This is a genomic window from Sphaerisporangium sp. NPDC049002 (assembly GCF_040649355.1).
GTDB lineage: Bacteria > Actinomycetota > Actinomycetes > Streptosporangiales > Streptosporangiaceae > Sphaerisporangium.
Map to the genome: position 1 here is coordinate 1 of NZ_JBEZFH010000265.1, position 9,132 is coordinate 9,132.

The 9,132-nt window shown below is 69.2% G+C and carries 13 protein-coding genes; 8 read left to right on the forward strand and 5 right to left on the reverse strand.

All coding sequences use genetic code 11. The features are described 5' to 3' along the window. Both AB0B89_RS32545 and AB0B89_RS32550 read left to right on the forward strand, forming a co-directional pair. Nucleotides 1-455: aldehyde dehydrogenase family protein (locus tag AB0B89_RS32545; RefSeq protein WP_358560442.1), on the forward strand; the 455-nt coding region annotated here is incomplete at its 5' end. Nucleotides 456-637: 182 nt separating this feature from the next. After that, nucleotides 638-865, forward strand: coding sequence for a hypothetical protein (locus AB0B89_RS32550; RefSeq protein WP_358560444.1), 228 nt, complete (start codon nucleotides 638-640; stop codon nucleotides 863-865). A 432-nt stretch (nucleotides 866-1,297) separates the two neighbouring features. Here the strand turns inward: AB0B89_RS32550 and AB0B89_RS32555 are convergent, their stop codons facing one another. The 3 genes from AB0B89_RS32555 to AB0B89_RS32565 form a co-directional block, all read right to left on the reverse strand. Next, a complete protein-coding gene (locus tag AB0B89_RS32555) occupies nucleotides 1,298-1,711 on the reverse strand; it encodes a type II toxin-antitoxin system VapC family toxin (RefSeq protein ID WP_358560446.1) in 414 nt (137 codons plus the stop codon). After that, a complete protein-coding gene (locus tag AB0B89_RS32560) occupies nucleotides 1,708-1,932 on the reverse strand; it encodes a hypothetical protein (protein ID WP_358560448.1) in 225 nt (74 codons plus the stop codon). Before AB0B89_RS32560 ends, AB0B89_RS32555 begins: the two co-directional genes overlap by 4 nt. Nucleotides 1,933-2,007: 75 nt before the next feature. Then, nucleotides 2,008-2,751, reverse strand: a complete 744-nt coding sequence (locus tag AB0B89_RS32565) for a lysophospholipid acyltransferase family protein (RefSeq protein WP_358560450.1) — start codon at nucleotides 2,749-2,751, stop codon at nucleotides 2,008-2,010. A 1,808-nt stretch (nucleotides 2,752-4,559) separates the two neighbouring features. On the opposite strand from AB0B89_RS32565, the gene AB0B89_RS32570 reads away from it, so the two are divergent. From AB0B89_RS32570 to AB0B89_RS32595, 6 genes are all read left to right on the forward strand, one after another. Continuing rightward, nucleotides 4,560-4,715, forward strand: coding sequence for a hypothetical protein (locus tag AB0B89_RS32570; RefSeq protein ID WP_358560452.1), 156 nt, complete (start codon nucleotides 4,560-4,562; stop codon nucleotides 4,713-4,715). Between the two features lie 107 nt (nucleotides 4,716-4,822). Then, nucleotides 4,823-5,815, forward strand: coding sequence for a dihydroxyacetone kinase subunit DhaK (dhaK, locus tag AB0B89_RS32575; RefSeq protein ID WP_358560454.1), 993 nt, complete (start codon nucleotides 4,823-4,825; stop codon nucleotides 5,813-5,815). 51 nt (nucleotides 5,816-5,866) lie between these two features. Further along, the gene (gene dhaL / locus AB0B89_RS32580; protein WP_358560456.1) at nucleotides 5,867-6,490 is read left to right on the forward strand and encodes a dihydroxyacetone kinase subunit DhaL; all 624 of its coding nucleotides are present in this window, start codon (nucleotides 5,867-5,869) and stop codon (nucleotides 6,488-6,490) included. Next, nucleotides 6,487-6,879 (forward strand): phosphoenolpyruvate--protein phosphotransferase, encoded by a 393-nt coding sequence (locus AB0B89_RS32585; protein ID WP_358560458.1) that lies wholly within the window; start codon nucleotides 6,487-6,489, stop codon nucleotides 6,877-6,879. Before dhaL ends, AB0B89_RS32585 begins: the two co-directional genes overlap by 4 nt. A gap of 94 nt (nucleotides 6,880-6,973) precedes the next feature. Beyond that, nucleotides 6,974-7,519: a hypothetical protein gene (locus tag AB0B89_RS32590; RefSeq protein ID WP_358560460.1), complete on the forward strand. Its 546-nt coding sequence runs from the start codon at nucleotides 6,974-6,976 to the stop codon at nucleotides 7,517-7,519. 277 nt (nucleotides 7,520-7,796) lie between these two features. Next, nucleotides 7,797-7,958 carry a hypothetical protein gene (locus AB0B89_RS32595; RefSeq protein WP_358560462.1) on the forward strand — a complete coding sequence of 54 codons (162 nt, stop codon included), beginning with the start codon at nucleotides 7,797-7,799 and terminating at the stop codon, nucleotides 7,956-7,958. Here the strand turns inward: AB0B89_RS32595 and AB0B89_RS32600 are convergent. Further along, entirely contained in the window at nucleotides 7,953-8,624 is a 672-nt protein-coding gene (locus AB0B89_RS32600; RefSeq protein ID WP_358560464.1) for a VOC family protein, read from the reverse strand. The two genes, AB0B89_RS32595 and AB0B89_RS32600, sit on opposite strands and share 6 nt — an antisense overlap. Further along, nucleotides 8,602-9,132: alpha/beta hydrolase (locus tag AB0B89_RS32605; protein WP_358560466.1), on the reverse strand; the 531-nt coding region annotated here is incomplete at its 5' end. The genes AB0B89_RS32605 and AB0B89_RS32600, both read right to left, overlap by 23 nt.

Consider the following 9,132-nt stretch of genomic DNA (forward strand, 5'->3'; position numbering starts at 1 on the left):
TGCCGGACGGGACGAACCGCTCGCCGACGACGGTCGCGGACCGCGCCCGGATGTGCCGGCGCGCCGAAGGCGCCGACCCCGCGGACGAGATCTTCGTCAAGGAGTACTTCGGCCCGATCCTGTCGGTCCACGTCTACGACGACAGCCGCTTCGACACTGTGCTCGACCAGATGGAGAGCGTCTCACCGTACGCGCTCACCGGATCGATCATCGCGCAGGACCGCTACGCCATCGCCTCGGCCACCGAGCGCCTGCGCTTCGCCGCCGGCAACTTCTACATCAACGACAAGCCCACCGGCGCCGTCGTCGGCCAGCAGCCCTTCGGCGGCGCCCGCGCCTCCGGCACCGACGACAAGGCCGGCTCCATCTTCAACCTGATCCGCTGGGTCAACGCCCGCGCCATCAAGGAAACCTTCAACCCACCCACCGACCACCGCTACCCCCACATGGGCTGACCGTCCTCGGCCCCGGGACCCCGGTACCCGACGCTCACCCCACGAGAACCGCAGCGCCCGGACGGCCTGACACAGGCCGTCGGGCGTTCCACTTCCCAGGCGTTTCAACGACACTCCCGAGATCCGACGCTCTCGCCGCCGTTCTGAAGGACCTGGAAGCCGACACCGCGGGGGAGGCGGCCGTGGCGCTCGCACTACGTCACGACCCCCGAGTGCTTCCGGTGCTCAAGGAGAAGCTCGCCGACCTCGACGTCGGGAACCTCTACCTGGAGGCGGCCCAGGAACTCGGCGACCCACAATTCCTGCCCCTCCTGCGTCAGCTCAAGGACCGCGGATGGGGCGTCGAGACCGGTGACGCCTTCTATCTCGACAGCGCCCTGGAGATCTTGAGCGGATCCTCCACGGCTTAGACGAAAGTCCGGCTGTCGTGCCTTCTGACCTGTATCACCGACGGTGGATAGCTGTGGGTCTCCGCCCAGTGCCCCGCCGAGCCGGCGAACTTGGTTTCCGCCGCCCGTAGCGACCTGGACATCGCGAACCTCGGGGGGCGTGGCCACCACTGGCCCTTGTCCAGCGGTTCACAGGGGTACGCCTGGACCGGGAGTGGCTTATGCATCGGCATACGCGTTTATCTGATCCGGTAATCCATCCGGCTGCTGGAGGGCTACGGCGATGCGAGTGGTGCAATGGCCCGATACCACCATGGAAGAAGACCCGGTGTACCGCTTGGTAGATCAGCTTCGCCACGTGCTCCAGAAGCGCCATGATGGCCCTTCCGGCCGATGAGCACATGACGATCAGGTTGCCCGCGAAGAGGTTCAGCAGCGACCGACAGCGGTGATCTACGCCAACGGCGGCGGGTACCGGTGAATCTCCGCCCGGTGCCCCGCCGAGCCGGCGAACTTGGCGTCGTCGGTCAGGAGCGGAACGCCCAGCGACTCGGCGAGCGCCACGTACATGCCGTCATAGGCGGTGAGGTTGTTCCGAAGCTCCAGGACGCGCGGCTGGAGAGGGAGCATCGAATGCCGGACGATCTTCAGCTGCGCGTAGCGCTCCAGCATGACCCGGGCACGGGCCTCGGAGATCCGCACCTCCGGCCTGCTGGTGATCACATGCCCCCGTACCACCGAGGCGAGCTCGACGTCGATCAACGCCGGGGCATGCAGCTTGCGCGCCAGCCGCTGGCGGAGAAGATCGTCGCCCTTCACGTTGGCCAGCAGGCGGAAGACGATCGAGGCGTCCACGACGAGGCTCACCGGTGGTCTTCTCGCAGCGTCTCGCGAACGAAGTCAGGGTCGTAGGGCACCGGCTCGTCGGAGGCGATCTTGGCCATCACCTCGTCCAGAGTCGGCGTGACCGCCTCCTCGTTCAGAAGGTCGCGCACATATGCCGTCAGCGACTTACCTTCGCGCTCGGCCCGTGCCTTCAGTGTCCTCTCGGTCGCATCGGGGACATCGCGGATCTGAATCGTTCCCATGCCACCAATTTAGCATGCAACTTGCATGCACACTCGGCTGCCTCGTCCACGACAACACCCGGAGGCGCCCGCCGGTCAGCCTCGGCGGCGCGATGCCCGCTCGGCGGCGTCCAGTGCGGCGGCCTCCTCGGGGGTCGGAGCGGTGCCGCCGAGGTGGGTGGGCTGCCACCACACGCCCTGCGGGATCTCGGGATAGCTCCGCTGCACCCGATCGAGCTGCTCCGACATCCGGGTCCGCAGGCCGTCCGCGAGCTCCGCGATGTCCTGCCCGGCCTTGGGGAACAGGGGCTCGCCCACGTCGACCGTGATGGGCACGTGCCGCTGGGTCAGGGCCTTCGGGCGGCCCTTGGTCCACATGCGCTGTGTCCCCCAGACCGTGACCGGGATCAGCGGGACCTCGGCCTGGGACGCCATGCGCACGGCGCCGTTCTTGAGGTCCTTGAGGGTGAAGGACCGGCTGATCGTCGCCTCGGCGAACACGCCGACCACCTCGCCCGCCCGCAGGGCGGCCACGGCGCTGCCGTACGCCCCCGCGCCCGCCGACCGGTCGACCGGGATGTGGCGCATGCCACGCATCAGCGGCCCGGAGACCCGGTGGGCGAAGACCTCCTTCTTGGCCATGAACCGCACGAGCCGGCGCGAGGGGTAGGCGCCGTACCCGACGAAGATGAAGTCCAGGTAGCTCACGTGGTTGCTGACCAGCACGGCGCCGCCGCTCCTCGGCACGCGTTCGGCGCCGTTGACCTCGATCCTGAGGTCGAGCGCCTTGAACAGCCCTCTCGCGGTTGTGATCACCAGGGGGTAGAGGATCTCAGCCATGCCTGCACGGTAACCTACGCGGAAGTAACTTGGCGTCTCGGTGGCCCAGGAAGGCCTTCTCCAGCCATCGGGATCCCTGATCCGCGGTCATCTCACGGATCCGCGTTCGCCAACGGGCGGAGACCGCTTCGCGTACTCACCCACCCCAGGCAGGTCGACCTCCTGACCTGGGGTTATGACGTGTTCCAGTATGTCCCGCGCGGCGGTGGCAGGAAGCGGTCAGGGCGGTGCAGCTTGCTGCCGCCGGTTCGTCTGGTTCATGGGTGGCGATTCCCGCAGAGTTGTTTGTGCGAGAACAAACAAACAGCCCGCCAGAAAAGAGCCGAAGAAATGACGAACTCCACCGCCTCCACCCGCACCGCCGGAACCACCTGGGACTCCTACAGCCGCACCGCCGGAACCACCTGGGACAGCTTCACCCGCACCCCCGGCACCACCTGGGACTAAGAAAAGCCGAAAACCCGCGCCCAGCACGAAAACCCAATCAATCCCGCCGATGAACGCTCTTTGATCCTCCGCCCGACAGCACAAAAGAAGACGAAGCCAAGAGTAAACAGAAAGACCGGGCCGAGCCGGCCGAGACCATCGTCATCAGATCCGAACCGATGGCGCCGGCGGACATCGGACGGCCCCACATCAAAAAGCCAGGGCGACGCCGAGCCTCCCCTCTCCAGGTCCGCCGGCCAGACAGCCCCGGCGATTCCCCGCCACCCCGGCCCACCGCGACGCCCGCCCCCGTGGCACCGGCCGTGCCGTATCCGGCCCCGTGCCCCCCTTCCCCCTGCGGCGCTCGCGCTCGCTTCCCCGGTCGTCCCATCCATGCGTCCACGGGCAGGCCAGGCGTGGCCGTCATCACGCGCCTGGATCGCCGGCGTGCCGCCGACCGCCCGAAGGATGGACCGTATCGGCCATAACGGAATTGGCATAACCCCTTGCGGACGCCCCACCGAAAGTATTAATGTTCGGTTCGCGGCTGGAACGCGGCCCGGCCGCGAAGTGGCGAGGGTCAGGCCGCACGGCCGGAACGTTCCGCGTTTCCCATGCGCCCGGCCGTGCGGTCCCCCGCGTCACGAACGAGCGAGACCGCCTTCGCGCGCTCGCGCCCCACAGGCAGGCCGACGTCCTGACCTGGGGTGATGGCTCAATCCCGTATGTCCCGCGCGGCGGTGGCAGGAAGCGGTCAGGGCGGTGCAGTTTGCTGCCGCCGGTTCGTCTGGTTCATGGGTGGCGATTCCCGCAGAGTTGTTTGTGCGAGAACAAACAAACAGCCCGCCAGAAAAGAGCCGAAGAAATGACGAACTCCACCGCCTCCACCCGCACCGCCGGAACCACCTGGGACTCCTACAGCCGCACCGCCGGAACCACCTGGGACAGCTACTCCCGCACCCCCGGCACCACGTGGGACTAAGTTCATCGAACCAATCGGAATCCATATTGACAGCCCACCGGCCATCCTCTTGAAACCGATTGACAAACTCATTCGACAGCACATGATCCGGCACATCGCACAGCGAATGGACAGACCAGGCCGAGCCGACTAAGACCATCGTCATCCGGATACGAACCGATGGCATCGGCGGACGATCAAACGGCCGCACATCGAGCCGGCCAGGGCGAAGCCGAGACATTCCTCTCAGGCCCCCGGCCAGACCGCTCCCAGTGAGTCCCCACCGCCACATCCAGGCACGCGTGTGTCCTCTCCCCTGCCACGTCCGTCGGCGGCCCCGGAGGCCACGACGTGAACCACCACATCCCCTCGGCGCCGGCGACACCCGCCGCCTCATCGAGCTACTCGGAGAAGAGAACCGATGCTTTCACTACAGGGCTTCATCAACGGCGACATCGCGGCGCTGGTGCTTGTCGGGCTGTTCACCATCACCTGCCTGGTACAGGCCTGGATGGAACACCGGGACGGCGTGAAGGACACGATGGAGAACAACAGGGACAACCTCTCCCTTCGATGAGCGGGCCGAGGCTCCCCCGGCGACACCCGGCCCGCTTACGCTTGCCAGGACCCGCGATCGGGGAGAGTCTGGCCGGGGAACCACCGATCGCAGCCGAGGACCGCCTCATGAAGAAGCTGATCAACAGCGCCGGCTCCGTCGTGACCGACGCGCTCGCCGGAATGGCCGAGGCCCACCCCGGCCTCCGCGTGGACCCGCAGAACAAGATCGTGTACCGCCGGTCCGCGCCCACCGAGGGCAAGGTGGGGCTGGTGTCCGGCGGCGGATCCGGTCACGAGCCGCTGCACGGGGGCTTCGTCGGGTACGGCATGCTCGACGCGGCCTGTGCGGGAGAGATCTTCACCTCACCGGTCCCCGACCAGGTCGTCGAGGCCACCAAGGGCGTCGACGGCGGCGCAGGGGTGCTGCACATCGTCAAGAACTACACCGGCGACGTACTGAACTTCGAGATGGCCGCGGAGCTGTGCGCCGAGGAGGGCATCGAGGTCGCCGTCGTGCTCGTCGACGACGACGTGGCGGTCAAGGACTCGCTCTACACCGCAGGCCGCCGCGGCACGGGCGCGACGGTCTTCGTGGAGAAGATCGCCGGAGCGCTCGCCGAGACCGGTGCGTCCCTCGCCGAGGTGGCCAGGGCCGGCGAGGAGGTCAACGCGCGCAGCCGTTCGTTCGGCGTGGCGCTGTCCCCCTGCACCGTGCCCGCGGCCGGGAAGCCGACCTTCGAGCTTGCCGGAGACGAGATCGAGCTCGGCATCGGCATCCACGGCGAGCCCGGCCGCACCCGCGCGCCCGCCGCGCCCGCCCGCGACCTGGCCCGCGTCGCCATGGACGCCGTCCACGCCGACATGCCGCTCTCCGGCGACACCCTGGTGATGGTCAACGGCATGGGCGGCACCCCGCTCGTCGAGCTGTACGTGGTCTTCGCCGAGGTCGCCGCCTACCTGCGCGAGAAGGGCGCCGAACCAGCTCGCTGCCTGGTCGGCAACTACGTCACCAGCCTCGACATGCAGGGCTTCTCGGTGACGGTCTGCAAGCTGACCGACGAGCTCACCCGCCTCTGGGACGCCCCGGTGGAGACCCCCGGCCTGCGCTGGGGCCGATGACGCTCCGAGCGGGCAGGACCACCCGCGCATCGCCTCAAGGAGTCGCACGCCATGGACGCCCAGTTCTTCACCGCCTGGATCGAGGAGGTCGCGCGGGCCGTCGGCGCGAACCGCGACCACCTGACCCGGCTCGACGCCGCCATCGGTGACGCCGACCACGGCTCCAACCTCGACCGGGGCTTCACCGCCGTCCGGGAGGCCCTCGCCACGCCCGGCGACACCCCGGGAGCCGTCCTCACCCTCACCGGCACGACGCTGATCCGCAAGGTCGGCGGCGCCTCCGGCCCCCTTTACGGCACGGCCTTCCGGCAGATGGGCAAGGCCCTCGGGGCGAGCCCCGACGTCACGCTCACCGACCTCGCGTCAGCGCTGGAAGCGGCCCTCGCGGGCGTGCGGAGGCTCGGCGGCGCGGCCGAGGGCGACAAGACCATGGTCGACGCGCTCGCCCCCGCCTCACGCGCGCTCACCGCGGCCGTACAGAACGGGACGAAGGCCGAGGAGGCGCTCGCCGCGGCGCGCGCGGCGGCGGAGGAGGGCGCCCGGGCGACGATCCCGCTCCAGGCCCGCAAGGGACGCGCCAGCTACCTCGGCGAGCGCGGCATCGGCCACCAGGACCCGGGCGCCGCCTCCACCGCGCTCATCCTCACCGCCCTGCACACGGTGGCCGGCGGATGACCACCCCCGGCGGCCTGGTGGGCATCGTCCTGGTCTCGCACAGCGACGCCCTGGCGAGGGAGGCGGTGGCGCTCGCCGTGGGCATCGCCGGTCCGGACGTACGGGTCGCCCCGGCGGGCGGCACCGACGACGGCGGTCTCGGCGCCAGCCCGGACAAGGTCGCGGCGGCCATCGAGGAGGTCGGCCGGGGAGCCGGGGTCGTCCTCATCCCCGACCTCGGGGGCTCGGTGCTGACGGCCCTGCTGTTCGAACGGCCGGACGAGGTCGTGATCGCCGACGTCCCGTTCGTCGAGGGCGCCATAGCGGCGGCCGTGGCGGCCGGGGTCGGAGCCTCGCTGCAAGGTGTCCTCGACGCCGCCGAGGACGCCAGGACGTACCGCAAACTCTGACAACGATCGCCTCGTACCTTCTCGGCGAATGGGCGTCCACCGCGGAAGCGGCATATGTAAAGATCTTTATATGAAGCGATTAAGTAGTGTTCTGTTGTCTTTGTTCTGCCTGCTGACCGTGGTCGCGGGCGGCGGGATCGGGGCCGCGTCGGCCGACTCGGCGGCGGTGGCGGGGACGCTGGACGTCCCCACACAGCTGACCGCGATGCGGAAGCTCGACTTCATGATCGGCCGGTGGGCCGGCACCGGCTGGACCTTCAGCAGCTCCGGCGAGCGTCAGGAGTTCATCCAGACCGAGAACGTCCGGCGCCAGGTGGGCGGCCTGGCGATCTCCGTGGAGGGCGAGGGCCGGGACAAGGCCCAGCCGAAGCGGGTCGTGGACACCGCGCTCGCCGTGATCAACTACAACGACGCCACCGGCCAGTACCGCTGGGAGGCGTTCTCCGTGGGCTACGTCACCACCGCCACGCCGGTGGTCGGCGACAACCTGTTCCAGTGGAGCCTCCAGACGCCGCAGGCGACCATCCGGTACACGCTGAAGTTCACCCGCAGGACCTGGCACGAGATCGGCGAGTTCAGCGCCGACGGCGGGCAGACCTGGCGCCAGAACTTCCAGATGGATCTGCGCCGCGTGGCCTGAACACCCCGTCATCCGTGGCCGCTCCCCTCCTCACACGGAGGGGAGCGTCTTCTTGTCCGGATTTTTCCGTACGAATACCTCTTACACCGCTAATTACGGCTTTCGGCACGTAGGCACCGGCCCGGGTTACGCATTACGCATCGGCCGAAGGATCGATACGTATGTGCACGGCCGGGTAATACGTAATGTTGCGACCTATTCTTGCCGTTGTTCTGGACCGGCCTTGACCCATGGTCGATGATGCATTTGGCCTGCATCCAGTCCAAAGGAGCACATCATGGGCTTGAACCTCCGAGTGGTCGTCCCGCTCGTCTACGCGATCGCCGTCATCGTGGCCCTGGTGGTCAACAAGACGGCCGGTGGGGTGGTCGCCGTGGTCGGCGCCATCCTGGTCGCCCTGTTCTTCGTGAGCTACGGCCGCAGGGCCAACCGCTCATAGAGGAGTCAGTGCGAACAGCGCGCCCCACGGGTCGTGAAGGATCGTCGCGGGGCCGTGCTGTGCGGTGATCGTGGCGCCGAGGCGCTCGGCCGCGGTGAGCGCGGCCGGGCAGTCCCCGGCCCCGAAGAACGTCACCCACAGCGGCGCCAGCCCGCTCCGCGGCCCCCAGGTGGCCCGCGGCGGCGCGGGGGCGTCGAACAGCTGGCCGTAGAAGGCGTCGGCGAAGGCCACGTCGTCGGCCCACAGCTCGTGGCGGCACCACGTCCCCGGCTCGTCCACCACCACGATCCCGGTCTCCCAGCGGCCCTGCCAGAACCCCACGGCCGCCCCTGACGGGTCCACCGCGAACAGCAGCCGCCCGTCGTGGCCCGCGTCGACCGGGCCGAAGACGACCGTGCCGCCCAGCCCCCTGACCCGGCCCGCGACGGCGTCGGCGTCGCTGGTGGCCAGATAGGTGTTCCAGGACGCGGGAAGAGCCCGCCCGGGCGGCACCCGGCCGAACCCGCCCACGACCTCATCGCCCAGGTGGATGAACTCGTACCCGCCGGTCTCCTTGAACCCCCACCCGAACAGTTCGCCGTAGAAGGCCCTGGCGCCCTCCGGGTCCAGCGCCGCGTAGTCCACCCAGCACGGCGACCCCGGCTCATAGTGCTCGTGAATCGGCATGCGCCTCCTCCATCATGGCCAGCCGGAGGTGGGCGCCGATGGCGGGCGCCACCGTCTCGGGCCGTTCGATCATGCACAGGTGACCGGCCGCGGGGACGGTCATCGTCCGGCACCGGGGGACGGTCGCGCGCAGCAGCTCGGCGCTCGACCGGAAGGTCTTCATGTCCTCGTCGCCGGCCACGACCAGCGTGGCCGCGCGGATGCCGCCGAGGTCCTCGACCGTGTGGACGTGCCGGCTGAGGCCGTACATGGAGCCGTCGCGCAGTTCCCGCCAGCCGTGCCTGGCCACGATGGCGCGCAGCCGGGCCCGCAGGGCGGGGTGCCGCTCGGTGCCGCGGAAGATGTCAGGCGGCGAGGTCATCCACAGGTCGGCGAGCTGCTCGCCGGTCGCGCCCTGGCGCGCGAGCATGGCCAGGGCGCGGTAGTGCTCCCCCGTCCCGGGCTCGGCGGGCGGGTTCGCCGCCATGGACAAGGCGGGCGAAGTGCCGCCGGAGGCGACCGCCGAGAC